The organism is Pseudomonas sp. TZ252, assembly GCF_056110345.1.
Window position 1 is genome coordinate 3,060,680 of the sequence record NZ_CM148566.1, and the last position, 26,537, is coordinate 3,087,216.

Annotated in this window: 29 protein-coding genes; 18 read left to right on the forward strand and 11 right to left on the reverse strand. The window is 67.3% G+C overall.

Going from position 1 to position 26,537, the window contains the following annotated elements; translation table 11 throughout:
- Positions 1-24: 24 nt before the first annotated feature.
- Complete coding sequence (gene nirS / locus ACYAF3_RS14080) at positions 25-1,731, reverse strand: nitrite reductase (RefSeq protein WP_015649731.1); 1,707 nt, start codon at positions 1,729-1,731, stop codon at positions 25-27.
- A 215-nt stretch (positions 1,732-1,946) separates the two neighbouring features.
- Here nirS and nirQ point away from each other — a divergent pair, with 215 nt between their 5' ends.
- The 6 genes from nirQ (at position 1,947) to ACYAF3_RS14110 (ending at position 7,323) form a co-directional block, all read left to right on the forward strand.
- On the forward strand, positions 1,947-2,729 hold the full coding sequence (nirQ, locus tag ACYAF3_RS14085; RefSeq protein ID WP_003084875.1) for a transcriptional regulator NirQ: 783 nt from the start codon (positions 1,947-1,949) through the stop codon (positions 2,727-2,729).
- 34 nt (positions 2,730-2,763) lie between these two features.
- Positions 2,764-3,291, forward strand: coding sequence for a cytochrome c oxidase subunit 3 (locus ACYAF3_RS14090; RefSeq protein WP_003118864.1), 528 nt, complete (start codon positions 2,764-2,766; stop codon positions 3,289-3,291).
- A gap of 7 nt (positions 3,292-3,298) precedes the next feature.
- Entirely contained in the window at positions 3,299-3,556 is a 258-nt protein-coding gene (locus tag ACYAF3_RS14095) for a cytochrome C oxidase subunit IV family protein (RefSeq protein WP_003113239.1), read from the forward strand.
- Positions 3,557-3,645: 89 nt separating this feature from the next.
- Positions 3,646-4,086, forward strand: a complete 441-nt coding sequence (gene norC / locus ACYAF3_RS14100) for a nitric oxide reductase subunit NorC (RefSeq protein WP_003084881.1) — start codon at positions 3,646-3,648, stop codon at positions 4,084-4,086.
- Complete coding sequence (norB, locus tag ACYAF3_RS14105) at positions 4,086-5,483, forward strand: nitric-oxide reductase subunit NorB (protein WP_003084883.1); 1,398 nt, start codon at positions 4,086-4,088, stop codon at positions 5,481-5,483. The genes norC and norB overlap by 1 nt, the downstream gene beginning before the upstream one ends.
- Before the next feature lies 1 nt (position 5,484).
- On the forward strand, positions 5,485-7,323 hold the full coding sequence (locus ACYAF3_RS14110; protein WP_116349910.1) for a nitric oxide reductase activation protein NorD: 1,839 nt from the start codon (positions 5,485-5,487) through the stop codon (positions 7,321-7,323).
- Between the two features lie 6 nt (positions 7,324-7,329).
- On the opposite strand, the gene ACYAF3_RS14115 is transcribed toward ACYAF3_RS14110, so the two are convergent.
- The 3 genes from ACYAF3_RS14115 to ACYAF3_RS14125 form a co-directional block, all read right to left on the reverse strand.
- A complete protein-coding gene (locus ACYAF3_RS14115; RefSeq protein ID WP_003101553.1) occupies positions 7,330-7,524 on the reverse strand; it encodes a hypothetical protein in 195 nt (64 codons plus the stop codon).
- 83 nt (positions 7,525-7,607) lie between these two features.
- On the reverse strand, positions 7,608-8,291 hold the full coding sequence (gene dnr / locus ACYAF3_RS14120) for a transcriptional regulator Dnr (protein ID WP_003084891.1): 684 nt from the start codon (positions 8,289-8,291) through the stop codon (positions 7,608-7,610).
- A 353-nt stretch (positions 8,292-8,644) separates the two neighbouring features.
- Entirely contained in the window at positions 8,645-9,523 is an 879-nt protein-coding gene (locus ACYAF3_RS14125; protein WP_003084893.1) for a LysR family transcriptional regulator, read from the reverse strand.
- Positions 9,524-9,624: 101 nt separating this feature from the next.
- Between ACYAF3_RS14125 and ACYAF3_RS14130 the strand changes: the two genes are divergently transcribed.
- From ACYAF3_RS14130 to ACYAF3_RS14145, 4 genes are read left to right on the forward strand one after another with little or no spacing between them, the layout of a single operon-like run.
- Positions 9,625-10,326, forward strand: coding sequence for an MOSC domain-containing protein (locus ACYAF3_RS14130; protein ID WP_003160865.1), 702 nt, complete (start codon positions 9,625-9,627; stop codon positions 10,324-10,326).
- Positions 10,323-10,559, forward strand: coding sequence for a hypothetical protein (locus tag ACYAF3_RS14135; RefSeq protein ID WP_034077079.1), 237 nt, complete (start codon positions 10,323-10,325; stop codon positions 10,557-10,559). Before ACYAF3_RS14130 ends, ACYAF3_RS14135 begins: the two co-directional genes overlap by 4 nt.
- Entirely contained in the window at positions 10,552-11,733 is a 1,182-nt protein-coding gene (locus ACYAF3_RS14140; protein ID WP_003101564.1) for an aspartate aminotransferase family protein, read from the forward strand. Before ACYAF3_RS14135 ends, ACYAF3_RS14140 begins: the two co-directional genes overlap by 8 nt.
- Positions 11,733-12,449, forward strand: a complete 717-nt coding sequence (locus ACYAF3_RS14145) for a type 1 glutamine amidotransferase (RefSeq protein WP_003084901.1) — start codon at positions 11,733-11,735, stop codon at positions 12,447-12,449. The genes ACYAF3_RS14140 and ACYAF3_RS14145 overlap by 1 nt, the downstream gene beginning before the upstream one ends.
- 74 nt (positions 12,450-12,523) lie before the next feature.
- Here ACYAF3_RS14145 and ACYAF3_RS14150 read toward each other — a convergent pair whose 3' ends face one another.
- Positions 12,524-12,787: a hypothetical protein gene (locus tag ACYAF3_RS14150; protein WP_003084903.1), complete on the reverse strand. Its 264-nt coding sequence runs from the start codon at positions 12,785-12,787 to the stop codon at positions 12,524-12,526.
- A 285-nt stretch (positions 12,788-13,072) separates the two neighbouring features.
- Between ACYAF3_RS14150 and ACYAF3_RS14155 the strand changes: the two genes are divergently transcribed.
- The 3 genes from ACYAF3_RS14155 (at position 13,073) to ACYAF3_RS14165 (ending at position 16,762) form a co-directional block, all read left to right on the forward strand.
- Positions 13,073-14,563: a helix-turn-helix transcriptional regulator gene (locus tag ACYAF3_RS14155; RefSeq protein ID WP_003101568.1), complete on the forward strand. Its 1,491-nt coding sequence runs from the start codon at positions 13,073-13,075 to the stop codon at positions 14,561-14,563.
- Between the two features lie 337 nt (positions 14,564-14,900).
- On the forward strand, positions 14,901-16,190 hold the full coding sequence (locus ACYAF3_RS14160; RefSeq protein WP_031756023.1) for an NAD(P)/FAD-dependent oxidoreductase: 1,290 nt from the start codon (positions 14,901-14,903) through the stop codon (positions 16,188-16,190).
- Positions 16,191-16,207: 17 nt separating this feature from the next.
- Entirely contained in the window at positions 16,208-16,762 is a 555-nt protein-coding gene (locus tag ACYAF3_RS14165) for a helix-turn-helix domain-containing protein (RefSeq protein WP_003084911.1), read from the forward strand.
- Positions 16,763-16,872: 110 nt separating this feature from the next.
- Here the strand turns inward: ACYAF3_RS14165 and ACYAF3_RS14170 are convergent, their stop codons facing one another.
- The 3 genes from ACYAF3_RS14170 to ACYAF3_RS14180 all read right to left on the reverse strand — a co-directional run bounded on the left by ACYAF3_RS14170 (position 16,873) and on the right by ACYAF3_RS14180 (position 19,107).
- Complete coding sequence (locus ACYAF3_RS14170; RefSeq protein WP_003121802.1) at positions 16,873-17,898, reverse strand: TPM domain-containing protein; 1,026 nt, start codon at positions 17,896-17,898, stop codon at positions 16,873-16,875.
- A gap of 3 nt (positions 17,899-17,901) precedes the next feature.
- The gene (locus tag ACYAF3_RS14175; protein WP_003084923.1) at positions 17,902-18,510 is read right to left on the reverse strand and encodes a LemA family protein; all 609 of its coding nucleotides are present in this window, start codon (positions 18,508-18,510) and stop codon (positions 17,902-17,904) included.
- Positions 18,511-18,597: 87 nt separating this feature from the next.
- Positions 18,598-19,107: a disulfide bond formation protein B gene (locus tag ACYAF3_RS14180; protein ID WP_003084926.1), complete on the reverse strand. Its 510-nt coding sequence runs from the start codon at positions 19,105-19,107 to the stop codon at positions 18,598-18,600.
- Positions 19,108-19,335: 228 nt separating this feature from the next.
- Here ACYAF3_RS14180 and ACYAF3_RS14185 point away from each other — a divergent pair, with 228 nt between their 5' ends.
- From ACYAF3_RS14185 to ACYAF3_RS14195, 3 genes are all read left to right on the forward strand, one after another.
- On the forward strand, positions 19,336-20,166 hold the full coding sequence (locus ACYAF3_RS14185; RefSeq protein ID WP_023518308.1) for a DMT family transporter: 831 nt from the start codon (positions 19,336-19,338) through the stop codon (positions 20,164-20,166).
- A gap of 69 nt (positions 20,167-20,235) precedes the next feature.
- Positions 20,236-20,622: an MAPEG family protein gene (locus ACYAF3_RS14190; RefSeq protein WP_003101585.1), complete on the forward strand. Its 387-nt coding sequence runs from the start codon at positions 20,236-20,238 to the stop codon at positions 20,620-20,622.
- A gap of 112 nt (positions 20,623-20,734) precedes the next feature.
- On the forward strand, positions 20,735-21,193 hold the full coding sequence (locus ACYAF3_RS14195; protein ID WP_009875756.1) for a c-type cytochrome: 459 nt from the start codon (positions 20,735-20,737) through the stop codon (positions 21,191-21,193).
- A gap of 191 nt (positions 21,194-21,384) precedes the next feature.
- Here the strand turns inward: ACYAF3_RS14195 and ACYAF3_RS14200 are convergent, their stop codons facing one another.
- Entirely contained in the window at positions 21,385-21,804 is a 420-nt protein-coding gene (locus ACYAF3_RS14200) for a DUF1090 domain-containing protein (RefSeq protein ID WP_015649728.1), read from the reverse strand.
- 249 nt (positions 21,805-22,053) lie between these two features.
- Here ACYAF3_RS14200 and ACYAF3_RS14205 point away from each other — a divergent pair, with 249 nt between their 5' ends.
- Complete coding sequence (locus ACYAF3_RS14205) at positions 22,054-23,022, forward strand: CE1 family esterase (protein ID WP_003129152.1); 969 nt, start codon at positions 22,054-22,056, stop codon at positions 23,020-23,022.
- Positions 23,023-23,025: 3 nt separating this feature from the next.
- Here ACYAF3_RS14205 and ACYAF3_RS14210 read toward each other — a convergent pair whose 3' ends face one another.
- The gene (locus ACYAF3_RS14210) at positions 23,026-23,769 is read right to left on the reverse strand and encodes a metallophosphoesterase (protein ID WP_003101593.1); all 744 of its coding nucleotides are present in this window, start codon (positions 23,767-23,769) and stop codon (positions 23,026-23,028) included.
- A 204-nt stretch (positions 23,770-23,973) separates the two neighbouring features.
- Between ACYAF3_RS14210 and ACYAF3_RS14215 the strand changes: the two genes are divergently transcribed.
- The gene (locus ACYAF3_RS14215; protein ID WP_025270843.1) at positions 23,974-25,278 is read left to right on the forward strand and encodes a ferredoxin reductase family protein; all 1,305 of its coding nucleotides are present in this window, start codon (positions 23,974-23,976) and stop codon (positions 25,276-25,278) included.
- 55 nt (positions 25,279-25,333) lie between these two features.
- Here ACYAF3_RS14215 and metK read toward each other — a convergent pair whose 3' ends face one another.
- Positions 25,334-26,524 (reverse strand): methionine adenosyltransferase, encoded by a 1,191-nt coding sequence (gene metK, locus ACYAF3_RS14220; protein WP_003084948.1) that lies wholly within the window; start codon positions 26,522-26,524, stop codon positions 25,334-25,336.
- Positions 26,525-26,537 lie beyond the last annotated feature (13 nt).

The window sequence follows — 26,537 nt, forward strand, 5'->3', positions numbered from 1 at the left end:
CGGGGCGTGCCCCGCACGCGGGTCTCAGTACACGTCGTGCTGGGTGTTGTAGACGTTGAACTTGCCGGTCGGGGTGATCAGCCGCGGGTCCTTGACCACGGCCTTGAGCTTCAGGGTCTTGTCGTCCACCACCACCAGCGCGGAGCTGTCGTTCTTGCCGTTCCACACCGAGAACCAGACTTCATCGCCGCGCTTGTTGTACTCGGGCTGCACCACCCGCTTGGCGCCTTCGCCGAGATCGGCCCATTCGGCGATCGGCAGCACCTGGTACTTGGCGTCGAGGTTCTTCAGGTCGAACACCGCGACGCTCTGGCTGATCCTGGCGTCGGGGTTGAAGGTGGTGTCGACGTAGAGGTGCGAGGACTTCGGATGGGTCTTGATGAACAGCGAGCCGCCGCCCTGGCCCTGTAGTTCGGCGACTTTCTTCCAGGCGTACTGCGGATGGTTCTTCGGATCGGTGCCGATCAGCGAGATGCTGCCGTCGCCCAGGTGGCTGGTGCTCCACACCGGGCCGTACTTGGGATGCACGAAGTTGGCGCCACGCCCCGGGTGCGGGGTCTTGCCGACGTCGACCAGGGCCGACAGGCGACGGTCCTTGGAGTCGATCACGGCAACCTTGTTGGAGTTGTTGGCGGCGGTCATGAAGTAGCGGTGGCTGCTGTCCCAGCCGCCGTCGTGGAGGAACGGCGCCGCACCGATGCTGGTGATGGTGAGGTTGTCGATATCCTTGTAGTTGACCAGCAGGACCTTGCCGGTCTCCTTCACGTTGACGATGAACTCGGGGTGCTCGTGGGAGGCGATGATCGCCGCCACGCGCGGTTCCGGGTGGTAGGTCTGGGTGTCTACGGTCATGCCGCGGGTGGAGACGATCTGCTTCGGCTCCAGGGTCTCGCCGTCCATGATCGCGAACTGCGGCGGCCAGTAGGCGCCGGCGATGGTGTAGCGGTCCTCGTAGCCCTTGAACTTGGAGCTTTCCACCGAGCGCGCCTCGATGCCGATCTTGATCTCGGCGACCTTGGTCGGCTCCTTGGCCCACAGGTCGATCATGTCGATCCGCGCGTCGCGGCCGATCACCAGCAGGTAGCGGCCGGAAGCGGACATCCGCGAGATATGCACGGCATAGCCGGTATCGATGACCTTGACGATCTTCTTGCTGTCGCCGTCGACCAGGGCGATCTGCCCGGCGTCGCGCAGGGTCACCGAGAACAGGTTGGGCAGGTCGAGGTCGTTGAGCTGTTTCTTCGGCCGGTCCTCCGGCTTCACCAGCACCTTCCACGATTCGCGCATCTCCGGCATGCCCCACTCCGGCGGTTGCGGCGGGGTGTGCTGGATGTACTTGGCCATCAGGGTGATCTGTTCCTTGCTCAGCTCGCCGGAGCTGCCCCAGTTCGGCATGCCCAGCGGGGTGCCGTAGGTGATCAGCGCTTCCAGGTATTGCTGGCCGCGTTGCTGGGTGATGTCCGGGGTCAGCGGCTTGCCGGTGGCGCCCTTGCGCAGGACGCCGTGGCAACCGGCGCAGCGTTGGAAGTAGATCTGCTTGGCCTCGTTGAACTCGCTTTCACTCATGTCGGGGGCACCGTTGGTGCGCACCACGTGAGCGGGATCGACGGCGGAAGCGGCACCCTGGTATTGCTCGGCGGCTTTCATGTCGTCCTTGGCGTGAGCGGTGGCCAGGCCCAGCAGCGTCAGCGAGGCGAGCAAGGTGCCCGCCAGTGGCTTGCCAAATGGCATGGTCTATCTCCTCAGGAGCCCTGCGAGGCGCTCCCTTAGCAGTGTTTTGGGGGTGGCTGCGTCGGGAACTCCCGGGAATTCATGGCGCGAAAGGATCATAGAAAGCAGGGTCTTTACCCTTGCTTGACCGGAATCAAGATTGCGTTGCTTTGCGCTTGTGGCACCTTCCAACTGTGAATAGCGTGCGGTCCTAATCCCTAGCGCAGGAGTAGGACATGCGGGACGCGACACCCTTCTACGAGGCCACCGGCCATGAGATCGAAGTCTTCGAGCGCGCCTGGCGGCACGGCCTGCCGGTATTGCTCAAGGGCCCCACCGGTTGCGGCAAGACCCGCTTCGTCCAGTACATGGCGCGGCGCCTGGAACTGCCGCTGTACAGCGTCGCCTGCCACGACGACCTGGGCGCCGCCGACCTGCTCGGCCGCCATCTGATCGGCGCCGACGGCACCTGGTGGCAGGACGGCCCGCTGACCCGCGCGGTGCGCGAAGGCGGTATCTGCTACCTGGACGAAGTGGTGGAGGCGCGCCAGGACACCACGGTCGCCATCCACCCGCTGGCCGACGACCGCCGCGAGCTGTACCTGGAGCGCACCGGCGAGACGTTGCAGGCGCCGCCTTCGTTCATGCTGGTGGTGTCCTACAACCCCGGCTACCAGAACCTGCTCAAGGGCCTGAAGCCCAGCACCCGGCAGCGTTTCGTCGCGTTGCGCTTCGACTACCCGGCGGCGCAGCAGGAGGCACGCATCCTGGTCGGCGAGAGCGGTTGTGCCGAGGCCCTGGCGCAGCGCCTGGTGCAGTTGGGCCAGGCGCTGCGGCGGCTGGAGCAGCACGACCTGGAGGAAGTCGCCTCGACCCGCCTGCTGATCTTCGCCGCGCGCCTCATCGGCGACGGCATGGACCCGCGCGAGGCGTGCCGGGTGGCGCTGGCCGAACCGCTCTCGGACGACCCGGCGACGGTGGCGGCGCTGATGGACATCGTCGATCTCCATGTCGCCTGATACCGTCGAGCGGCGCCTGCCCGGCGACCTGGCGATGTGGTTCTTCATCCTCGCCGAACTCAGCGTGTTCAGCCTGCTGCTGCTGGCGTTCGCCGGCGCCCAGGCCTGGCAGCCGGAGCTGTTCCGTGCCGGCCGGGAGCAACTGGATAGCCGCTGGGGCCTGTTGCTGACCGTGGCCCTGCTCAGCTCCGGCTGGCTCGCCGCGCTGGCGGTGCATGCGGTGCGCCGCGGACGGCCGCGCCAGGCGAGCGGCTGGTTGCTGGCGGCGCTGCTGCTGGCGCTGGTCTACGTCGGCCTGAAGCTGCACGAGTACGGGCGGCTCGCCGATCTCGGCCTGGACATCGAGCACGACACTTTCTTCACCCTCTACTGGTGCCTGACCGGCTTCCATTTCCTCCACGTCCTGCTCGGCCTGCTGATCCTCGGCTGGCTGGCGCAGGCCTGCTGGCGCCGGTGTTATACGCCGCAGGCTTGCTCGGGACTGGAGTCGGGAGTGCTCTACTGGCACATGGTCGACCTGGTCTGGGTGCTGCTGTTCCCGCTGGTCTACGTCCTGCAATGAGGTGCCGATGCGAACCCTGACCCTCTGCTGGCTGGCGTTGCTGGCGCTGGCCGTGACCGGTGTGCTGCTGGGCGGCGCCGGCGACTCTCCCTGGCTGCTGGCGGCGGTGCTGGCCTGCGCGGTGGCCAAGGGTTGGCTGATCGGCGAGCGCTTCATGGAGCTGGCCCATGCCCCGGCGCTATGGCGCCGCCTGCTGCTGGCCTGGCCGCTGCTGATGGCCCTGGCGGTGGGCGCTGCGCTGTACCTGGCGCGGATGAATAACTGAGTAAATCGTTCGGGAATCTTGATTGCCATCAAGCGGGTTCGCCGCCACCGCTTCCTAGAATCGCCGCACCACCCATTCCAGGAGGCCGCATGTCCGAGACCTTTACCAAAGGCATGGCCAGGAACATCTATTTCGGCGGGAGTGTGTTCTTCATCCTGCTGTTCCTGGCCCTGACCTACCACACCGAGAAGACCCTGCCCGAGCGCACCAACGAGGCCGCGATGAGCGCCGCGGTGGTGCGCGGCAAGCTGGTCTGGGAACAGAACAACTGCGTCGGCTGCCACACCCTGCTCGGCGAGGGCGCCTACTTCGCGCCGGAGCTGGGCAACGTGGTCGGACGCCGTGGCGGCGAGGAGGGCTTCAACACCTTCCTCCAGGCCTGGATGAAGATCCAGCCGCTGAACGTGCCGGGCCGCCGCGCCATGCCGCAGTTCCATCTCAGCGAGGGCCAGGTCGACGACCTGGCCGAGTTCCTCAAGTGGAGCTCGAAGATCGATACCAACCAATGGCCGCCGAACAAGGAGGGTTGATGATGTCGCCCAATGGCTCCCTGAAATTCGCCTCGCAGGCGGTCGCCAAACCCTACTTCGTGTTCGCCCTGATCCTCTTCGTCGGGCAGATCCTGTTCGGCCTGATCATGGGCCTGCAGTACGTGGTCGGCGACTTCCTGTTCCCGGCGATCCCCTTCAACGTCGCGCGCATGGTGCACACCAACCTGCTGATCGTCTGGCTGCTGTTCGGCTTCATGGGCGCTGCCTACTACCTGGTGCCGGAGGAGAGCGACTGCGAGCTGTACAGCCCGAAGCTGGCCTGGATCCTGTTCTGGGTATTCGCCGCCGCCGGCGTGCTGACCATCCTCGGCTACCTGCTGGTGCCCTACGCCGGCCTGGCCAGGCTCACCGGCAACGAACTGTGGCCGACCATGGGCCGCGAGTTCCTCGAACAGCCGACCATCAGCAAGGCGGGCATCGTGATCGTCGCCCTGGGCTTCCTGTTCAACGTCGGCATGACCGTGCTGCGCGGGCGCAAGACCGCCATCAGCATGGTCCTGATGACCGGCCTGATCGGCCTCGCCCTGCTGTTCCTGTTCTCCTTCTACAACCCGGAAAACCTCACCCGCGACAAGTTCTACTGGTGGTGGGTGGTGCACCTGTGGGTGGAAGGCGTGTGGGAACTGATCATGGGTGCGATCCTCGCCTTCGTGCTGGTGAAGATCACCGGGGTCGACCGCGAGGTGATCGAGAAGTGGCTCTACGTGATCATCGCCATGGCGCTGATCAGCGGCATCATCGGCACCGGCCACCACTACTTCTGGATCGGCGTGCCCGGCTACTGGCTGTGGCTCGGCTCGGTATTCTCGGCGCTGGAGCCGCTGCCGTTCTTCGCCATGGTGCTGTTCGCCTTCAACACCATCAACCGCCGCCGCCGCGACTATCCGAACCGCGCGGTCGCGCTGTGGGCCATGGGCACCACAGTGATGGCCTTCCTCGGCGCGGGAGTGTGGGGCTTCATGCATACCCTGGCGCCGGTCAACTACTACACCCACGGCACCCAGCTCACCGCCGCCCACGGCCACATGGCCTTCTATGGCGCCTACGCGATGATCGTGATGACCATCATCTCCTACGCCATGCCGCGCCTGCGCGGGATCGGCGAGGCGATGGACAACCGCTCGCAGGTCCTGGAGATGTGGGGCTTCTGGCTGATGACCGTGGCGATGGTGTTCATCACCCTGTTCCTCTCCGCGGCCGGGGTGCTGCAGGTCTGGCTGCAACGGATGCCGGCGGACGGCGCGGCGATGACCTTCATGGCCACCCAGGACCAGCTGGCGATCTTCTACTGGCTGCGCGAAGGCGCCGGGGTGGTGTTCCTCATCGGCCTGGTCGCCTACCTGCTGAGCTTCCGGCGCGGCAAGGCGGCCGCCTGAGATGGCCTTCGCCGTCGAGCTGGAGGAATGGGTCGGCGCCCACTGGCACCGCTTCATCACCCGCCATGCCAGCGGCGAGTTCGAGGCGGCGCGGGTGACCCTGGAGAGCATGCGGCGTCCGCTCGGCATGCTCTTCCGGGCGCTCGGCGGCGCACCGGGGGTAGCCCTCGAGGCGACCCCGGCGCGCCGCCTGCTGCTACGCCGCACCTGGTTGCAGCGGGTCGCCGGGACCTGCGAGCAGGCCCCGGTGTCCTGGTTCAACGGCGACAGCCTGCGCCTGCCGGAATCCCTCGCGGTCTATCCGCAGGCCGAGCTGAACCGCGAACTGTATCGCTGGCTGGCGCTGCTGGCGGCCAGCGCCGGGCCGCTGCGGCACTGGGCCCAGGACAACCAGCGCTGGGCGCGGCAGTTGCTCGATGCCTATCCGGCGCTGCGCCCGCGCTACGCCCGGCTGGTCGCCGCGCATCTGCGCCAGCGCCCGTCGCTGGACGATTGCCCGGCGGCAGACGCCGAACTGGAAATCGCCCTGCGCCGCGCGCTTGCCGAGCCGGGCAGCGTCGAGCGCTTCCCGCGAGTCGAGCGGGCGCCCTGGCCGGTGCCGCTGTGGCTGTATCCCGGCGAGCGCTGGACGCCTTCCGCCAGCGCGGAGGACGGCGAGGAAGCGGCCGCCGGCGCCGGCAAGCGCCAGGTCGCCCGCAGCGGAGCGCGCAAGCGCGCCGAGCGCGTCGAGGAGCGCGACAGCGAGCGCAACCTGCTGCTGTTCCGCCTGGAAAGCCTGCTCAGTTGGTCGGAGCACCTGGCCCTGGACCGCTGTAGCGACGACGAGGACGACCCGGACGGCGCGCGCGTCGCCGAAGACCTCGACTACCTGTCGCTGTCGCGCCAGCGCACGCAGAAGGGCGGCGGCCTGCGCCTGGATCTCGACCTGCCGGCCGCCGACTACGATGACCTGCCGCTCGGCCCCGGGCTGAAGCTGCCCGAGTGGGACTATCGGCAGCAGCGCCTGCTGAGCGACCACGTGCTGCTGCAACCGATGCGGCCGCGCGGCGCGACCAGCGGCAGCCTGCCGGCGCACCTGGAGAAGACCGCGCTGCATCTGCGCCGCCAGTTCGCCTGCCTGCGCGACGGCCGCCAACGCCTGCGCCAGCAGCCGCAAGGCGACGAGATCGATCTCGATGCCTGGCTCGACTTCCAGGTCGAGCGGCGGCGCGGCGGTTCCACCCAGCCAGGCCTGTTCCTCGAACAGCGGCCGCGCCGGCGCGACCTCGCCTGCCTGTTGCTGGCGGACCTGTCGATGTCCACCGAAGCCTACCTCGACGACCAGCGGCGAGTGATCGACAGCATCGTCGACAGCCTGCTGCTGTTCGGCGAGGCGTTGCAGGCACTGGGCGACCCCTTCGCGCTGTACGGGTTTTCCTCGGTGCGCCGGCAGCAGGTGCGCTGGCAGGTGCTGAAGGACTTCGACGAAGGCTACGGCGGCGAGGTCCGCGGTCGCGTGCTGGCGCTCTCGCCGGGCTACTACACGCGGATGGGCGCGGCGATCCGCCGGGCCAGCCAGGTGCTCGGCGGGCAGCCGCAGAAGCGTCGCCTGCTGTTGCTGTTGAGCGACGGCAAGCCCAACGACCTGGACCGCTACGAGGGCCGCTACGGCATCGAGGACACCCGCCAGGCGGTGATCGAGGCGCGCAGCCAGGGACTGGTGCCGTTCTGCATCACCATCGACAAGGAGGCGGCGGACTACCTGCCCTACCTGTTCGGCGCCGACGGCTTCGCGCTGGTCGAGCGCGCCGGGCAGTTGCCCGAGCGCCTGCTCCAGCTCTATCGGCGCCTGCGCCGCTGAGATGCCTCAGGGAGCATCGCGCGGCAACCAGAGCATCATGCCCAGGCAGAACAGCGCCAGCCCGACGCAGAACCAGGCGAAGCGCCGCTGCCGGCGACCCTGGAGCTGGCGCTGGGAAGCGCTGGGCAGCGGCATGCCGCACTGTTCGCAGGCGCTTTCCGCGCCTTCGGTTTCATGGAGGCAATACAGGCATTGGCGCATGGGCGTTCTCGCGGGCTCGACCCCGCCAGCTTGCCGGCGGACGGGCCGTGGCGCGCTTGACCGCGATCAAGCGGCGGCGCTGTTCACTCGAAGCACTCCAGGCGTTCGCGGTCGAGGATGCTGATTTCGCGGCCGTCGAGGCGGATGATGCCCTCGTCGCCGAGGCGGTGCATGATTCGCGAGAAGGTTTCCGGCTGGATCGACAGGTGACCGGCCACCAGTTGCTTGGCCACCGGGATTTCCACCCGGCAGTTCTCCCCCGGCGCGTGGGCGGCGAGGGTCAGCAGGTAGCGCACCACGCGGTGGGTGGCGTTCTTCAGGGAAAGCGTCTCGATCTCGTCGATGCGCTGGTGCAGGCGGGTGCTGAGCTTGGCCAGCAGGGCCAGGGCCAACGGGGTGTTGTCCTGCAACTGGCGCAGGTAGGCCTTGTTGGAGAAACGGAACAGCTGGCTGGGCACCACGGCCTGGGCGGTGGCCACGTAGTTCGGGGTGTCCATGAACATCATCGCCTCGGCGAAGGTGTTGCGTTCGTTGGTCACTTCGAGAATCTTCTCCTGGCCTTCCGGGGTCAGCCGGTAGATCTTCACGCAGCCGGAAATCAGGTAGTAGAAGGCGTGCGCCGGCTCGCCCTGGCGGAACACGTAGGCGCCCTTGTCGAGGTTGACCAGGTCGCTGCTGGCGAGCAGTTCCTGGAGCTGGACGGGAGAAAGCGGTTCGAACAGGTGGTGGCTTTGCAGCAACTGCTGGTGGACGCGCTGGAATTCCATGCTGGGAAGGCTCGCGATGATGAGGGGACTGGCCACTGTAGCGGGCCCGGCGCAGATCATCTTGACGCACGGCAAGCTCCCGGCGGCTGGGTGTTGCCGTCGGTCCGGCGAGCGGAACTATTACAGCGTGTAAGCCAAGGCTTACAAACGGCGGTGGTTTTGGCTGCTTTCTCCCCCTCGCGGAGATGCGTAATCTTCAAACCGTCAGGACATTGCGCAGGAAGCGCCAAAGACAATACGGAAACTCAGGGAATCCACCATGGATGGTGGCGTAGCACGGATGTCAGGATAGAGGTCTGCAAAACCCCGCCCAAAAGGCGGGGTTTTTTATTGCCCGAGGAAAACCGCGTCGCTCAGACCACGCCTTCCAGCAGCGAGCGCAGCAGCTCGACGCTGGCGTGCTGGCGTTGCGCGTCGCGGTAGACCAGGCCGACCTTCAGCGGGATGCGCGGTTCGCTGAGCGGTTTCCACAGCAGCCGCTGGTTCGAGTGCATCTGCCGTGCCTTGCCCGGTAGAACGGTGGCGAAGCGGGTCTGCGGCAGGCTGTCGAGAATCCCGCTCATGTGGTTCAGTTCCGCCTGCACCCGCGGCCGCCGGCCGATCGCGGCGAGTTGCTCCTGCCAGATCTGGCGCGCACGGAACTCCTCGCCGAGCAGCAGCATCGGCAACTCCGCGGCCTGGGCCAGGGACACCTTCCTGAATTCCTTCAACGGGTGTTCCTCGGGGATCACCAGCTGCAATTCGTCCTCGTACAGCTCGACGCTGTGCAGGCCCGGCTGGCGCGGCGGCAGGAAACCGATGCCGATGTCCAGGTTGCCGGTGAGCAGGCGCCGCTCGATGTCGATTCCCGACAGTTCGTAGATCTGCACCCGCAGATGCGGCTGCGCGGCGTGCAGGCGTTCGACCATGTACGGCACCAGGCTGGCGTTGACCGTCTGCAGCACGCCGATCGCCAGGCTGCGCGGGGTCTGCCCGCGGAATACGCGCATCGCCTCGCGGGCCCTTTCCAATCCCTCCAGCAGCGGTACCGCATGGTTGTACAGGGTGTGGGCGGCGACGGTCGGCAGCAGGCGCTTGCCGCTGCGCTGGAACAGCGAGACGTCGAGGTTCTGCTCCAACTGGCGGATCTGCTGCGAGAGGGCCGGTTGCGACAGGGCCAGGCGTTCGGCGGCGCGGCCGACGTGGCCTTCCTCGTAGAGCGCGACGAAATAGCGGAGTTGGCGAAAATCCATAAGCTGTTCTTATCGATGAAACTGGAAAATCGAAATGGAGTGGGTCCCGCGTGAGGCACTAGTCTAGCTGCATTGGCGGTACATCGGGTGGTCGCGGAGCAATGGAGCAGATAGTCGTAAACGGTGTTTTCATAGGTAAAGTCGAAGAAACCTGGGGCGGATTGGTCAGCGCGATCGACAAGCTGCCGGTCGAGCAGGAGTTCTGGCTGGGCCACGATGGCCTGCCCGGCGACGAACAGGCCGACATCCGCCACCACGGCGGCCTCGAGCGCGCTCTCCATCACTATCCCGCCGAGCACTACCGCTACTGGCGCAAGCGCCACCCGCTGAACCGCTGGCAACTGCCGGCGTTCGGCGAGAACATCTCGACCTACGGCATCACCGAAGCCGAGGTCTGCATCGGCGACCAGTTCCATTGGGGCGATGCCCTGCTGGAAGTCAGCCAGCCGCGTTCGCCCTGCTATCGCCAGGGCCAGCGCTGGAATCTTCCCGAGCTGCCCGACGAATTGCAGAGCGGCGGCCGCTGCGGCTGGTTCTATCGGGTCCTGCGCAGCGGCATGGTGACTCCCGGGGACCAGCTGAAGCTGGTCCAGCGGCATTACCCTGAACTGACCGTCGCCCGCCTGTTGCAGTGGTATTTCGGCGATCCCCTGGAGCCTCTCGGGTTGCGCCAGATGATGGCCTGCGACGCGCTATCCCAGCGTTGGCGCAAGACAGCGGCGAAACGCCTGTCCAGCGGCGTGGTGGAAGACTGGGGGCCGCGCCTGCGCGGACCGTCGGATTACCGGGAGCATGCCTCTTGAGCGACTACCTGATCACCCTGAGCCAGTCCGGCCGGCTGTTGGCCAGCATGACGGTGAGCGCCGCGCGCTTTGCCGAGGTGCGCGAGCTGATGCGCCACCGCTTCCCCGCCGGCGACGGCTTCGAACTGCGCATCGAAACGCGCCGGGAAAGCCGCCGGCTGCTGGAACAGGGGCCGCAGGGCGTGCGCTTGCTGGCGGTGGAGTACATGACCGAGGAACTGAAAGATGGCTGATGCGCTGGATAGCCTGCGCCTGATGCGCACCCAGGAACGGCCCGAACAGGTGTTCGTCCGTGGCCAGGGCTCGTGGCTGTGGGACAGCGACGGACGCGCCTTCCTCGACTTTACCCAGGGCCTGGCGGTGAACTGCCTTGGCCACAGTCCCAGCGTGCTGGTCCAGGCCCTGGCCCGGCAGGCGCGGGAGCTGGTCAGCGCCGGCCCCGGCCTGCTCAACCGGCCGGTGCTGGCATTGGCGCAGCGCCTGTGCCTGGCGACCGGCAGCGACCAGGCCTACTTCCTCACCAGCGGCGCCGAGGCCAACGAAGCGGCCATCGCCCTGGCGCGCAAGTGGGGCCGCCTGCATCGCGGCGGCGCGCAACGGATCGTCAGCACTGTCAACAGCATCCATGGACGTACCTCGGGCACCCTGACGGCTTGTGGCAAGCCGGCGCAGCATGGCCTGGAGGGATTCGCCAGGGTGCCGTTCAACGACCTCGACGCGATGGCTGCGGCCATCGACGAAGAGACGGTGGCGGTGATGCTGGAGCCGGTGCAGGGCGATGCCGGGGTGATCCCGGCGACCCTCGACTACCTGCGTGGCATCGAGCGGCTGTGCCGACAGCGTGGCGTCCTCTTGATCCTCGACGAGGTGCAGACCGGCATCGGCCGCTGCGGCGCGCTGCTGGCGGAGGAACTGTACGGGGTACGCGCCGACATCGTTACCCTCGGCAAGGGCCTCGGCGCCGGGGTGCCGCTGTCGGCGCTGCTGGCGCGTGGCAACGCCTGCTGCTTCGAACCGGGCGACCAGCTTGGCACCCACCACGGCAACGCGTTGATGACCGCTGCCGGGCTGGCGGTACTGAATACCGTGCTTGAGCCGGGTTTCCTGGAGCAGGTGCGCGAGCAGGGCACCCACCTGCGCGATGGCCTGGCCCGTGTCGCGCGTCGCTATGGGCATGGTCCGCTGCGCGGCCAGGGACTGTTCTGGGGGCTGCCGCTGATCGGCCAGCGCGCGCCGGCGGTGGTTCGCGCGGCGTTCGGCGAAGGCCTGCTGATCAACGCGCCGCAGCCGCACTGCCTGCGTTTTTCCCCGGCGCTGACGGTGAGCCGGGCCAACGTCGACGAAATGCTGCGGCGACTGGAACGGGCCCTGGCCCGGGTCGCCAACCGACACGAGGAGGTGGCCTGATGCGCGCCCTGGTATTGCAACACGTTCCCTTCGAAGGCAGCGCGCGGATCGGCGACTGGATCGGCCGCCACTGCGAGCACGAGCACGTCTGCTACCTCTACGCCGACGCCCACCTGCCTGCGCTGGACAGCTTCGACCTGCTGGTGGTGATGGGCGGGCCGATGAGCGTCCACGACGAAGCGCAATATCCCTGGCTGGTGGCGGAGAAGCGTTTGATCCGCGCGGCGCTGGATGCCGGCAAGAAGGTCCTTGGCATCTGCCTCGGCGCGCAGCTGCTGGCCCAGGCGCTGGGGGCTGCGGTACGCCCGGGACGCCAGGCGGAGATCGGCTGGTGGCCGCTGCACAGGTACAGCCAGGCGCTGGGCTCGCCGCTGGGCGAGCGCCTGCCGGAACGGCTGATGGCGTTCCACTGGCACGGCGAGACCTTCGACCTGCCAGCCGGCAGCGTGCCGCTCTATGGTTCGGCTGCCTGCGCCAACCAGGGCTTCATCTGGAACGAGCAGGCTATCGGCCTGCAATGTCACCTGGAAAGCACCGCGGAGAGCATCGAGGCGCTGCTCGATGCCTGCCCGCAGGACCTGCAACGGGAAGGGGCGGTGCAGAGCGCCGGGAGGATCCGCCAGGGTGTCGCGCATTGCCGCGAGGTGGCGCCGGTGCTGTTCCTGTTGCTCGATTACCTGGCGCATCGGCCGGCGGAGATCGCACGCCGGGCCTGATCGCCAGAAAGATTCCTCTGTCCTCGCATGCGCCTCCGGACGTCGTTTTGGTCCTGTGGGGCGCTTTTTTTATTCTAGGCTGCGTGCTTTCCCAACCAGGGCTCCAGTAGTGCCAGGTCGCGACGCAGGCTTTCGGCGAACAGGTGCAGGCGGGTGGGGTTGTCCAGCTCGCCGGGCTGGATGCCGACGAAGGTGAAGGTTTCGTCGTGCTCTCGGGCGGCGACATTGATACTGACGGTGCCGTCGTAGTGCATCCGGCACTGGCAGTCGTAGCCTTCCAGCGCCTGGTTTAGGCTGCGCTGGATCTCGCCGAGATCGGGGTGCTTGTTCTTGCTCATCGCATCGCTCATGCAAGGGGATGGGGCTTTCTTCTCGTGCAGGGCGAGTCGGGTGGATGCGTCGACGACCTCGGGACCGAGGGGCGGCGTAGCCTCCCGGCCGGCGCGGCGTCTGGGCTTCCCGCCCGGACATTGCTTCCTGTATCGCCAGGGTAGGGGTGCCTCCGCTATCGTTTCGCGATGCAAATGCACTAGCACCGCTAGTGCAATCGTCACGCGTGCGCGGTCAGGGCGGGCGGGCATCCTTGCTGCCCCCGGAAAATCGCTCCATCCAAGAGGAACAGCATGAACGACCAGGTACTGCGTACCCAGACCGACCGCCGCCAGTTGCAGCAGATCATCGCCGGTCTTACCGAAGGGGTGATCCTGATCGAGCCGGACCAGCGCATCCTCTGGGCCAACGAGGCGGCCCTGGCGATGCACGGCGTCGATTCGCTGGAAGGCCTGGGCGCCGATACCGGCGAGTATCGCGAGCGCTTTCGCCTGCGCTACCGCAACAATCATCCGCTGCAGGAGGGCCAGTACCCGGCCGAGCGCCTGGTGGCTGGCGAGTGCTTCAGCGACGTGGTGGTGGAAGTGTTTCCCGCCGCCGACGAGGACACCCGCTGGGTGCACCGCGTGCGCGGGTTGGTGCTGACCACCCCCGAGGACAAGCCCGACTGCCTGGTGCTGATCCTCCACGACGCCACCGAGTGGGCCAGCGCCGAGCAGCGCTTCGAGAAGACCTTCAATGCCAACCCGGCGCCGGCGGTGATCTGCCGGCTCAGCGACTACCGCTACGTGAAGGTCAATGTCGGTTTCCTGGAAATGACCGGCTATACCCGCGACCAGGTGATTGGCCGTTCGGTGTACGAGCTGGACGTACTCGACCAGGCCGAGCGCCGCGAACTGGCGGTGGAGCGCCTGGGCGCCGGCGAGACCATCCCGCAGATGGAGGCGAGCCTGCGGGTGGCGGAGGGCGGACGCAAGTGCGTGGTGGTCGCCGGGCAACCGATAGAGGTCGGCGAGGAGGCCTGCATGCTCTTCACCTTCACCGATCTCGAACCGCGGAAGAAGGCCGAGGAGGCCCTGCGCAAGAGCGAGGAGCGCTTCGCCAAGGCCTTCCGCATGGCACCGGTGCCGAGCCTGGTGCTGTACGGCGACGACCTGCAGGCGCTGGACATCAACCAGGCCTTCAGCGAAACCTTCGGCTACCAGGCCGAGGAACTGCTCGGCGAGTCCACCGTCGCCTGCGGGCTGTGGCAGGACGGCGGCGCCGAGCGCCTGGGCGAGCTGCTGGCGCAGAGCGGCAGCGTGCGCAACGTCCAGCTGCGCCTGCAGCACAAGGATCGCAACGGCCTGGACTGCCTGGTCTCGGCCGAGGCGGTGAGCCTCAACGAGCAGGACTGCGTGCTGGTGGCCTTGCTGGACATCAGCGACCGGCGGCGCACCGAAATGGAGCTGGTGCACGCCATCGAGACGGTGATGCAGGACGCTTCCTGGTTCAGCCGCACCCTGATCGAAAAGCTCGCCAACGTGCGCCGCGCCAACGCGCCGGGCACCGGCGCCGAACTGGCCGACCTGACTGCGCGCGAGCGCGAGGTGTTCGACCTCATCTGCCAGGGCCTGGCGGACAAGGAGATCGCCAAGGAACTGGGCCTGGCGCCGAACACCGTGCGCAACCACGTGGCGACCATCTACGCCAAGCTCGATGTCCACAGCCGTGGCGAGGCCATCGTCTGGGCACGCGAACGCGGATTCGCGCCGGAGCCGCGCAACGGCAACGGGCGCAAATAAACGAAGAGGGTACGAATGCACCAGGGCGGCTGGTGCATTCGTACCTGTCGCCCGCTCCCGTCGGCGCCGACACTGGCGCAGCACGCCCGGCATGCCCCCGCCCGTGGTCGTGCACCTTTTCTCCGCGGCGCGAGCCGCGCCGTCCGCACGTCTGTTCCCCTCGCCAGTTTCGCTCTGGCGGGGGGCTTCCCGCCTCCTTTCGAATATTTGCCCCTCTGCCTCTGCTGGTGCGCGACGGCATCCTGCCGGCCGTTTGCGAATGCTCGGGACTGGTGTCGTGAAATTTTAAGTGTTATTTTTCATGAAAAATAACCAATATAATTTCACGGAGGTCGCGATGTTCCTGCAATCCAACGAGCATGTCGGCACTTACTACGCCGCCGTCAATCCCGAACTGATCCAGCCGCGCCAGTCCCTGGAGGGCGACCTCGACTGCGAGTTGCTGGTGGTCGGCGCCGGTTTCAGCGGCTTGCACACGGCGCTGCGGCTGGTCGAAGGCGGGCGCCAGGTATGCGTCATCGAAGCCAGCCGGATCGCCTGGGCGGCCTCCGGGCGCAACGGCGGGCAGGCGCTGCCCGGCTGGTCCAGCGACCTGCCGCCGCTGGAGGCCGACCTCGGCTACGAAGGCGCACGCCGTCTCTGGGACGGCATGCTCTGGGCGGCCGGCGAGATGCGCGAGTTGCCGCAGCGACATGGCTTCGACTGCGACTACCGGGTCGGCCACCTATGGACGGCGATCCTGCCGCGCCGGGTCGGCCTGCTCTACGACTGGCAGGCCGAGGCCAACCGTCGCTGGGGCTACGAGGGGCTACGCTTCGTGGCGAAGGACGAGTTGCCCGAATGGATCGCCAGCGAGCGCTACCTTGCCGGTCTCTACGATCCCCACGCCGCACACCTGAATCCGCTCAAGCTGGCGTTCGGCCTGGCCGCCGCCATCGAGCGCGCCGGCGGGCGTATCCACGAGCGGACCCGGGCCCTGAACTATCGCGAGGAGGGCGACGGCTACCGGGTCCGTACCGAGCACGGCGAGATCCGCTGCGCGGCGCTGGTGCTGGCCTGCAACGCCTACATCGACGGGCTGGACAGCGAGCTGTCGCAACGGATGCTGCCGGTGGGCACCTATCAGGTCGCCACTGAGCCGCTCGGCGAGGAACGGGCGAAGTCGTTGCTGCCGCGCAACTGCTGCGTGACCGACAACCAGTTCGTCCTCGACTACTTCCGCCTGACCCCGGACCACCGCCTGCTGTTCGGCGGCGGCTGCACCTACCTGGGCGGCATGCCCAGCGACATCCGCGCCGCCACCCGGCCCTATCTCGAACGGGTGTTCCCGCAGTTGCGCGGGGTGGCGCTGGAATACGCCTGGGGCGGGCATATCGACTGCAGCATGCGGCGCACCCCGGACATCGGCCGGCAGGGCAACCGCTACTGGCTGCAAGGCTACTCCGGCCACGGCGTGCTGCCGAGTCTGGCGGCGGCCAGGGCGGTCAGCGACGCGCTGCTCGGCGACGACGAGACCCTGGCGCTCTACCAGCGTCTGCGCAATCCGAAGTTTCCCGGTGGCCAGCGCTTCGCCGCGCCGCTGGAAGCCCTGGGCAAAGCGTATTACCGTTTGCGCGACCTGTTCTGAGAGGGCCCGGAGCCGAGATGAGCGAAGTAGCCGACGACCTGGCGGAGATCGCCAGCCTGGTGCGCGAATTGCGCAAGCGCAAGGGCATCACCCTGCAGGCGCTGGCCGACGGCATTCGCCGTTCGGTGGGCTTCGTCTCCCAGGTCGAGCGCGGCCTGTCGCGGCCGGCGGTGGACGACCTGGTCGCCATCAGCCAGGTGCTCGGGGTGCCGGCGACCTACTTCTTCTGCTCGCCGAAGACCCAGGCCTCGCCCTGGGTGACCCGTCCGGGCGAGCGTCGGACCCTGGCCTACGCTCGTGGCGCCAGCGACAACCTGGTGTCGCCGCGTCTTGGCGGTGCCTTCTTCATGCTCGAAACCTGCCTTGAAGCGGGTGCCGACAGCGGCGAGCGCGACCTGCTGGACAGCTCGGAGCAGGGCGGCTACGTGCTCGAAGGCGAGCTGACCCTGTGGCTGGAGGACGAGGAGCTGCGCCTGCAGGCCGGCGACGGTTTCCAGATTCCCAGCCATATGCGCAGCCGCTATGCCAACCGCAGCCAGGCGCCGGTCAGGGTGCTCTGGGTATACGCCTGACGAGGCGCGTTACCCGGTCGTTTGCCGGATAGCGGCGAAGACTTCCGGCATCGGCGAGAACCGTCGCCGACCGATGAAAAAAGCCCGAGGCACAGGCCTCGGGCTTTTCGTCACCAGCGTCCGGAGGCGCCGCCGCCGCCGCTGGAGCCGCCGCCACCGCGGAAGATGCTGCCACCGCCGCTGCCGCCTCCCCCACCGCCGCCGCGACTATTGAGGATGGCGCTGAGAATGGCCATCAGCACTTCGCCGGGAAGCAGGAACAGGGCGTAGATGAACAGGGTTGGCGCCAGTACGCCGAGACTGTCGTCCGCCGCGCGGTCGACGTTCTGCCACAGGCCCATGCTCAACAGCCAGGCCAGGCCGGCGACCGCCGCGCTGCAAAGCAGGAAGCGGCCGATGCTGCGTCGCCGCATCCACTGCAACGGCAGCAGGCGTCCGAGCAGGGCCACGGCGAGCAGGACCGCCACATAGACACCGAGGTAGACCGGATTGCCCCAGAGCTGTCCGCTCAGGCCGCTCTTCTTCTTCGGCTCCGGCGGGGCGCTGTCATACACCTCACCCTCGTCGACCGGTGCCGGCAGGGCCCGCGGCGGCGTGGCCTCGGGAACCGCCGGCAAGGCGTCGACGGGAGCGCTGGCGGTAGCGCTGTCCGGGTTCTTCTCGGCATCGATCAGTTGCACCAGGCTGTCCACGCCGGCCTGGATGCCGCCATAGAAATTGCCCTGGCGGAACTGCGGCGTGATCTGCTCGCTGATGATCCGCCCGGCCTGGACGTCGGTGATGGCCCCTTCCAGGCCGTAGCCGACCTCGATGCGCAGGGTGCGGTCGTTCTTCGCCACCAGCAGCAGGACGCCGTCGTCGACCTTCTTCTGGCCCAGCTTCCATTTCTCGAAGGTACGCACCGCGTACTCCTCGATGGAATCGTCGCCGGTGGTCGGGACCAGCAGTACAGCGAGCTGCGCGCCGCTCTTGGCTTCCAGGGCGGCGAGCTGTTGCTCCAGGTGCTGGCGCTGGTCGCCGGAAAGGGTCGCGGTGAGGTCGGTGACCCGCGCCGTCAGCGCGGGTATCGGTGGCACATCGGCCCAGGCGACCAGGCTGGCGAGCAGCAGCCCGGCGCCCAGTAGCAGCCGGCGCATGGCTTACTGCGCCGGTTGCGGGTTGCCGAAATCGACTTTCGGCGCGGTGGAGATGGCCGCTTCGTTTTCCACGCTGAAGTTCGCCTTGGGCTTGTAGCCGAACAGCTTGGCGGTGATCACGCCGGGGAACTGGCGCAGCAGCACGTTGTATTCCTGTACCGACTTGACGTAGCGGCCGCGAGCGACGGCGATGCGGTTCTCGGTGCCTTCCAGTTGGGTCAGCAGGTCCTTGAACAGGCCGTCGGCCTTCAGTTGCGGGTAGTTCTCGGTGACTACCAGCAGGCGCGAAAGCGCCGAGCTCAGTTCGCCCTGGGCCTTCTGGAAGCGCTGCACGGCCTGCTCGTCGTCCAGTTGGTCGGCGTTCAGCTGCACGCTGCCGACCTTGGCCCGGGCCTCGGTGACCTGGGTCAGGACCGACGCCTCATGGGAGGCATAGCCCTTCACCGTGCTGACCAGGTTGGGCACCAGGTCGGCGCGCCGCTGGTACTGGTTGAGCACTTCCGACCAGGCGGCTTTCACCTGTTCGTCGCCGGCCTGCATGGCGTTGTAGCCGCAGCCGCTGAGCAGCAGGGCGAGGACGGGAAGGAGGGCATTTCTGAGGAATCGAGGCATGGTGGTACTCATCCGGGTTGAGAAAGCTCGATTGTAGACCAGCCAATGGCCAGCACGTTCCTTGTGCCGGCACGGATATCGGCGCTGTCAGGCGGTGCGGCGGCCGAACGCCAGCTTGGCCGCCAGGGCCAGCAGGCAGAACACGAACAGCGCCAGCGACCAGACCGCCATGGACTGGCCGAGCAGGGTCCAGACCACTTCGCCGCACAGCCCCTCGGGCTGGAAGACCTGCGGCAGCCAGGTGTCCAGCGGTATCCATTCGGGGAAGCCCATGAACATCTTGCAACTGCCCATGCCCTGGGCAGCCAGTCTCTCTTCCGCGACCAGCGACCAGGCGTGGTAGATCCCGCCCAGGCTGGCGGCGAGCATGCCCAGCGCGGCGATGCCGCCGGCGATCCGCGAACGCGGGGCGAGGCTGCCGACGATCCCGGCGAGCACCAGGCCGAGCACGTCCAGGCGAATGAAGATGCACAGCGAGCAGGGCGCGAAGCCGCGCACGTGCTGGAGGTAGAGTACGAAAGCGAGGATCAGCAGGCCGCCGATGGCGACCGCGGGCCAGAACAAGCGGTTGTCGAGGGGCTTGAGGAGAGCGCTCAAGGCAGGGATTCCTGTGTCGTTGATAAGGGAGGCCGGGCCGGCACTGTGCGGCGCTGGCCGATGGTAGTCCATCAGGATTGTCCGAAGATTAAGCCGTTTGACGTAACGATGTCTGCTGCATGTTTCTCCGCTTTCGTAGGAGCTTTCAGGGAAAAACGCCGCAACGGGGTGAGCATCTGGAGGCTCCGCCGGGATAGACTATCCTGGTCTATACCAAAAAGGACCATCATGCTAGCCACCAGCCTGGTGCTGTGCGCCGCCGTTCTCCACGCCACCTGGAACACCCTGGTCAAGTTCAGCAGCGACCGCTTGCTGGTCGTCGCCTGCATGGACGTGGTCGGCGTGCTCTGCGCCATCCTGCTGTTGCCCTTCGTCAGCCTGCCGCCGGCCGAAGTCTGGCCCTGGCTGCTCGGCGCCACCGTCCTGCAACTGCTCTACCGGGTACTGCTGATCGAGGCCTACAAGGTCGGCGACCTGGGCCTGGTCTATCCGCTGATGCGCGGGCTGTCGCCGCTGGTGGTGCTGGGCCTGACCCTGGCGTTCGGCGGCGAGCAGCTCAGCGGCCGGCAGATCCTCGGCATCCTGTTGATCCCCTTCGGCATGCTTTGCCTGCTCTGGGGCGGCGGCGGTTCGCGCCTGCCCTGGCGGACCCTGCCGGTGGTGCTGCTGATCGGCCTGTGCATCGGCGGCTACACCTGGAGCGACGGCAACGCCTTGAAGCGCTGGCCGTTGGCGCTTGACTACCTGGTCTGGCTGACGCTGCTCTCCGGCCTGCCGTTCCCGCTGATCGCCGTCGGCGCGCGAACCCGCGCCTTCGCCCGCTTCTGGGCGCTGGAGTGGAAGCTCGGCCTGACGGTCGGGGTCTGCGTGCTGGCCAGCTACGGCCTGGTGCTGTGGGCCATGCAGCTGGGGTCGATCGCCGAAGCGGCAGCGTTGCGCGAGACCAGCGTGCTGCTGGCGGTGCTGTTCGGCATGCGCTTCCTCAACGAGCCGTTCGGACTGCCACGCCTGCTGGCGTGCGGCCTGGTGCTGGCCGGAATGCTGCTGATGAAGCTCTGAAGGAGCTGTGCCTTTACAGAACGAGCGGCGCCAGCTTGAGTTGCAGTTCCACAACTACAAGGAACTGCCATGACCATAGCTTTCTGGTGCGTGCTGATCGCGATCTTCCTGCCTTACGTCTGTACCTCCATCGCCAAGTTCGGCGGGGAGGGCTACGGCGGTCGGGCCAACGCCGACCCGCGGGCGTTCCTCGGTTCGCTCGAAGGCTTTCGCCGGCGTGCCAACAACGCCCAGTTGAACGCTTTCGAAGTGACCCCGGCGTTCGCCGCGGCGGTGATCATCGCCCATCTGGTCGGCAACGCTTCGCAGGCGACCCTGGATAGCCTGGCCATTGCCTGGATCACCAGTCGCCTGCTCTACGTCATCTGCTACCTCGCCGACTGGGGGCCGTTGCGCTCGCTGGTCTGGTTCGTCGGCATGCTGCTCATCGCCGCGTTCTTCGTGGTTTCCGCCTGAGCAGCCCGCTGCGGCCTATGGCCGCAGTGCGGGCGCGCGGCTCTGGATCAATCGGCGGTGGCGGCGGATAATCCGCCGCTTCCGTGATCGACCCTGAAAAAAGAGCCTTGCCATGAAGCTGAAGTCCCTGCTCGTCGTGCTGCTGGCCGGCGTCGCCCTGAGCGGCTGTCACCGTATGGATCCCAATTCGCCCGAGGCCAAGCGCCAGGCGATCTTCAAGGAAATGCTACGGACCAGCGAGGACATGGGCGGGATGCTCCGCGGACGCCTGCCCTTCGACGCGGAGAAGTTCCGCGTCGGATCGGCGAAGTTGCACCAACTGGCCGACCAGCCCTGGCAGTACTTCCCCAGTCCCAAGGCCGGCGAGGAGGGCGAGGACACCCGCGCCAAGGACGAGGTCTGGCAGCGCCAGCAGGAGTTCAAGGCCGCCACCCAGGTCTTCATCGACGCGATGAACCGTCTTCAGGACAACACCCGCCAGGCCACGCCGACCCCGGATGGCGTGCGCAAGGACTTCGCCGCGGTGGAAGACGCCTGCGAAGCCTGCCACAAGAAATTCCGCGCGCTCTGAGGCCGGACCGGGCGTCATACGCCCTGCCTGGAAGGCGCGAGGGGTAGGGCGCATGAGCGCTGGCGCTCATCCGCCGTTGCGGCAGCGCTGGGCGGCACCTAGTGTCCCGCTGCGGCGCGGATGGCGGATAACGCCATGGGCGTCATACGCCTTGCGTGGGAGGCGCGAGGCGTAGGGCGGTACCTGGTGTCCTACTGTGCCTGGGCCTGTTCCAGGCCTTTCTTGGCCTCTTCCAGTTCGGCGCGGGCCTCGGCCAGCTTGGCCTTGCGTTTCTCGATCTTCTCCGGATCGCCCTTGCCCATGGCCTTGCGCAAATCCTTCTCGCGTTCGCTGACCTCGCGCTCGCTGTCGATCACCTTCTGCTTGTTCTCCCTCAGCAGGCCGGCTTCGGTGCAGTGTTCCTTGACCTCGGAGAGGGCCTTTTCCAAGCCGGCCACCTGGCCTTCGTTGGCGAACGAACGGGCCGTTTCCAGCTTCGCCTCGATGGCGGCCTGCTTGGCGGCGCAACCGCTGAGCGGGGCGCCTTTGATGGTGCCCGGCTGGGCGGCGGAGAGCGGCAGGGAGACGGCGAGCAGCAGCCCGGCCAGCGGCAGTGAAGGACGAATGGACATCGGTTGGCTCCTTGATCGAACGGCCGGTGCGGTTGCCGGACGACGGCTCGGCCGAGCGTCCTGGCAGGCGGATGAGGCAGGCGGCAGCCGGCGTGACAAAGGCGCAAGTGTGCCAGCAAACGGCACGGTTGTGGTTGTCCGGGAGCAAAGTACGCCGCCCCGGGGTCTCTGGAGAAGGGCCATGGTTCGGGCATTCCGGCGCAACCCGGCCTAACGTTGTCCGAAGACGCCGAGAACGGGAGAACCGCGATGCGTACGCTGATCCGCCTGGTTCGCACGCTTATCCTGCTGCTGGTCCTGGCGCTGCTCGCCGGCGCCTGGTGGTGGCTGCAGGACGAGGCCCTGCGCACCCCCGCGCTGGCCGGCCACAGCGAGGACTCGAGCCTGAAGGTCGCGGGCCTGCGCCGGCATTACCTGCTCTACGTGCCGCCGGGCGTGACCGAGGGAGCGCCGTTGCTGGTGGTGCTGCACGGCTCACGGGGCGACGGCGCGCAGATGCGCCGCATCAGCGGCTACGGCTTCGACCGGCTGGCGGCGCAAGAAGGTTTCCTGGTGGCCTACCCGGACGGCTTCGAGGGCCACTGGAACGATTGCCGCAAGGCCGCCAGCTATTCGGCGCGGCTGCGTGACGTCGATGACGTGGCTTTCCTCCGCGCGCTGGTGGCGCGGCTGGCCCAGGAATACCGCGTCGATCCGCAGCGGGTATATGTCGCCGGCTACTCCAATGGCGGCCAGATGGCTTTCCGCCTGGCCGCCGAAGCACCGGGGTTGCCGGCGGCGATCGCAACGGTGGCGGCGAGCCTGCCGACCACGGAGAACGATGCCTGTCGGCCGGTCGAGCGGCCGACCGCGGCGTTGCTGATCAACGGCACGCGCGATCCGATCAATCCCTATCTCGGCGGCAAGGTCAGCCTGTTCGGCTTCGGCGACCGGGGCGCGGTACGCTCGACCCTGGACTCGGCACGCTGGTGGGCCGGCCTGAACGGCATCGCCGCGCCGCCGGACGTGGCGCCGCTGACCCGTCCCGGCCCGGTCTGGACCGAGCGCCAGCGCTGGCAGGAAGACGGCCATCCGCCGGTGGAGCTGCTCAGCGTGCATGGCGGCGGCCACGTGCTGGCGCAGCCGGACTATCGCTTCCCGCGGATTCTCGGCAAGAGCGACCCGGAACTGGACGCGCCAGCGGAAATCTGGCGCTTCTTCAGCCAGTTGCCGCGCTGAGGCTCAGACCTCGAAGACGAATTCCGGACGGAACCCGCCTCTCTCGTGGGGATAGCCGCCCGGATTGGCCAGCACCCGTGCCCGGCCGATGCGGTAGTCGAGGGCGTCGTGGACGTGACCGTGCAGCCAGTAGTCGGCCTGCGCCACCAGTTCGTCGAGGTTGGAAGCGAAGGCTGGCGACAGTGGGTTGCCGACGAACTGCGGCGGGATCGACAGCGCACTGGGCGCGTGGTGGCTGACCACCAGCGTCGGGCCGTCGTGGGGCCGCGCCAGCTGTTCGGCGAGCCAGTCGCGCGAGGCCTGGTGCAGGGCGATGCTCTGCTCGGGGGTGAAGTCGCCACCGAACCAGTCGATGCAGCTGAAGTCCGGCATCGATTGTAGGGCCAGCTCATGGGCGGGCGCATAGCCGTCCGCGCCATAGAGCTGGAAGTCGGTCCACAGGGTGGCGCCGAGGAAGCGCGCCGGGCCGATCCGCGCTTCGTCGTTTTCCAGGAAGTGGATCTCCAGCGCCCGGGCGATATTGCGCATCGCCTGGGTCAGGTCGGTCATTTCCGAGGAGTAGAACTCATGGTTGCCGGCGACGTAGACGATCTCGCTGTCGGCGAAGGTCTCGCGGGCCCAGTGCAGGCCTTCCAGGTGGCTGTGGATATCGCCGGCCAGCACCACCACGTCGGCCTCGACCTCTGGCAGTTGGCGTCGCCCGTCGAAATGTTCGTGGTGGAGGTCGGACAGCAGGCGGATCTTCATGGCACGGCTCGGCGGTAGGCGCGGCGGACCAGCATAGCTCCGCCCACCCCGGGGTTGAAGGCCGACAACGATTGACGCAGGTCATGGCTGTGCGGGAAAACCTCGCTGGCCTCGCTAATTCCCCCATGAAGTTAAGGGACAATTAAGACTGGACGCGCAGGGTTCATTCCAGCGATTCGCGCGTTCTGTCGGGGAGTGGTGCCAATGAAACTGTTATGGGGAGTTCTCGCCGCCGCGCTGGCGGCCTGGGGCCTGACGCTGGCCGTCGATCCGCCGGCGAGCCTGGACATCTGGGTGGTGCGCAAGCAGGCGATCCTGCTTACCGGGGTAGCGTCCTTCGCCCTGATGACGTTGATCATGCTGCTGGCGGTGCGTCCGGTCTGGCTGGAGAAGCCGCTGGACGGGCTCGACCGCATGTACCGCCTGCACAAGTGGGCGGGCATCCTGGCCATCGTCCTCGGCCTGTTGCACTACCTGCTGGAGTTGGCCGGCCCCTGGCTGGCGGGTATCGTCGGCAAACCGGTGAAAGGCCCGCGGGTGGAAACCTTCCTCGATGTCTTCCGTGGCTCGGCCAAGGAGTTGGGTGAATGGTCGGCGTGGATTCTCGGCGGGATGCTGCTGATCACTCTCTGGCAGCGCTTCCCGTATCACCTCTGGCGTTATGTGCACAAGGCGTTGGCCCTGGTCTACCTGGTACTGGCCTTCCATTCCGTGGTGCTCGCCCCGGCCAGCTACTGGAGCCAGCCGGCCGGCTGGCTGGTGGCGGCCTGCGCACTGCTCGGTTCGGCCTGCGCACTGTTGTCTCTGAGCGGGCGGATCGGTCGCACGCGTCGCCATGCGGGCGTGGTCACCGCCGTCGAGCGGCACGGCGAAAGCCTGCTCGAGGTGACCTGCCGGCTGCAGGGCGACTGGTCGCACAGGGCCGGGCAGTTCGCCTTTCTCACCTGCGACCGCCTGGAGGGTGCCCATCCGTTCACCATCGCCAGCGCCGACCGCGGCTGCGGCGAGGTGCGCTTCAGCATCAAGGCGTTGGGCGACTACACCCGGCGCCTGCAGGACAACCTGGAGGTCGGCGCCAGGGTCGAGGTGGAGGGGCCATACGGCTGCTTCGACTTCCGCCGTGGCCTGGCCGGGCGGCAGGTCTGGGTCGCCGCCGGGATCGGCGTGACGCCGTTCATCGCCTGGCTGGAGTCGCTGCAGGCCGCGCCGGAAAGCGCGCCATCGGTGGAGCTGCACTATTGCGTGCGCAATTCCCAGGAAGCGCTGTTCGCCGGGCGCTTGCGCGAGCTTTGCGAACACCTGCCCAGCGTGACCCTGCACATCCGCTATAGCGACGAGCAGGGCAAGCCGCAGGCGGCGCAACTGGGCGTGCTGAAGAGCGCCGAAGGACGCTGGCCGAGCGTCTGGTTCTGCGGTCCGCAGGGGCTGGCCGACAGCCTGCGCCGCGATCTGCGCCGGCAGGGCATGCCGCTGCGGCTGTTCCACCAGGAAGCCTTCCGCATGCGCTGAGCCTGCCGGAAACGAAAAAGCCCCGCCGAAGCGGGGCTTTTTATCGCTCGGTCGCTCAGAGGCCGGCGGCGTCGCGCAGGAGAGCGGCCTTGTCGGTCTTCTCCCAGGTGAACGCGGTGAAGGTATCGCCGTCCACGGTCAGCTCGAATGGATGACGACCGAAGTGGCCGTAGGCCGCGGTCGGCTGGTACATCGGGTGGAGCAGGTCGAGCATCTTGGTGATCGCGTACGGGCGCAGGTCGAAGTGCTCGCGGACCAGTTGCACGATCTTCTCGTCGCTGACCTTGCCGGTGCCGAAGGTGTTGATCGAGATCGAGGTCGGCTGGGCCACGCCGATGGCGTAGGAAACCTGGATCTCGCAACGCTCGGCGAGGCCGGCGGCGACGATGTTCTTCGCCACGTAGCGGCCGGCGTAGGCGGCGGAGCGGTCGACCTTGGACGGGTCCTTGCCGGAGAACGCGCCGCCGCCGTGGCGGGCCATGCCGCCGTAGGAGTCGACGATGATCTTGCGTCCGGTCAGGCCGCAGTCGCCGACCGGGCCGCCGATCACGAAGTTGCCGGTCGGGTTGATGTGGAACTGGGTGTCCTTGTGCAGCAGCTCGGCCGGCAGCACCTGCTTGATGATCAGCTCCATCACGCCGTCGCGCAGGTCGTTATAGGAGACTTCCGGGTTGTGCTGGGTGGACAGCACCACCGCATCGATGCCGACCACCTTGCCGCCTTCGTAGCGGCAGGTCACCTGGGACTTGGCGTCCGGGCGCAGCCATGGCAGCAGGCCGGACTTGCGCGCCTCGGCCTGGCGCTCGACCAGGCGGTGGGAGAAACAGATCGGCGCCGGCATCAGCACGTCGGTCTCGTTGCTGGCGTAGCCGAACATCAGGCCCTGGTCGCCGGCGCCCTGGTCTTCCGGCTTGGCCCGGTCGACGCCCTGGTTGATGTCCACCGACTGCTTGCCGATGATGTTCAGCACGCCGCAGGTGGCACCATCGAAGCCGACGTCGGAGCTGTCGTAGCCGATGTCGATGATGACCTTGCGCACCAGCTCTTCCAGGTCGACCCAGGCGGAGGTGGTGACTTCACCGGCGATGATCGCCACGCCGGTCTTGACCAGGGTTTCGCATGCCACGCGAGCGTACTTGTCCTTGGCGATGATGGCGTCCAGCACCGCGTCGGAGATCTGGTCCGCGATCTTGTCCGGATGGCCTTCGGACACGGACTCGGAGGTGAAAACGGAATATTCGCTCATCAATCGGTTCCTA